Origin of the sequence: Pseudomonas sp. NPDC087598 (assembly GCF_044743525.1) — a bacterium.
In the GTDB taxonomy this organism is placed as follows: domain Bacteria; phylum Pseudomonadota; class Gammaproteobacteria; order Pseudomonadales; family Pseudomonadaceae; genus Aquipseudomonas.
On sequence record NZ_JBIUWQ010000131.1, the window covers coordinates 1 to 1,035 of the forward strand.

Sequence of the window (1,035 nt, forward strand, 5' to 3'; positions counted from 1 at the left end):
GTCGAATCCTCGGTTTCGCCCGAACGGTGCGAGATCACGGCGGTGTAACCGGCTGCCTTGGCCATCTGGATGGCTTCCAGGGTTTCGGTCAGGGTGCCGATCTGGTTGAACTTGATCAGGATCGAGTTGGCGATCTTTTTATCGATGCCTTCTTTCAGGATCTTGGTGTTGGTCACGAACAGGTCGTCGCCCACCAGCTGAGTCTTCTCGCCGATCTTGTCGGTGAGGATTTTCCAGCCAGCCCAGTCGGACTCGTCCAGACCGTCTTCGATCGAGATGATCGGGTAACGTTCGGTCAGACCTTTCAGGTAGTCGGCGAAACCTTCAGCGGTGAACACCTGGCCTTCGCCGGACAGGTTGTACTTGCCGTCTTCGTAGAATTCGCTGGCCGCGCAGTCCAGTGCCAGGGTCACGTCGGTGCCCAGCTTGTAACCGGCGTTGGCCACAGCTTCGGAGATCACTTTCAGAGCGTCTTCGTTGGACGCCAGGTTCGGCGCGAAACCGCCTTCGTCGCCAACGGCGGTGCTCAGGCCACGGGCCTTCAGCACAGCTTTCAGGTGATGGAAAATCTCGGTGCCCATGCGCAGACCTTCCGAGAAAGACTTGGCGCCAACCGGCTGAACCATGAATTCCTGGATGTCGACGTTGTTATCGGCGTGCTCGCCACCGTTGATGATGTTCATCATCGGAACCGGCATCGAGTAAACACCCGGTGTGCCGTTCAGGTTGGCGATGTGTGCATACAGCGGCAGGTCCTGATCCTGTGCAGCGGCCTTGGCCGCAGCCAGGGATACGGCGAGGATGGCGTTGGCGCCCAGGGAACCTTTGTTTTCAGTACCGTCGAGCTTGATCATCGCGTGATCCAGAGCTTTCTGATCGCTTGGGTCGGTACCCAGCAGCAGATCGCGAATCGGACCGTTGATGTTGGCTACTGCTTTGAGCACGCCCTTGCCCAGGTAACGGCTCTTGTCGCCATCACGCAGCTCGAGCGCTTCACGCGAGCCAGTGGATGCACCGGACGGCGCGCAAGCGCTG

1 protein-coding gene is annotated in these 1,035 nt (G+C 59.1%); it reads right to left on the bottom strand.

Features of this window, described 5'->3' with window-relative positions; all coding sequences use genetic code 11:
* The coding region (gene eno / locus ACIOWE_RS29910) for a phosphopyruvate hydratase (protein WP_401398558.1) at positions 1 to 1,035 on the bottom strand (1,035 nt) is incomplete at both ends.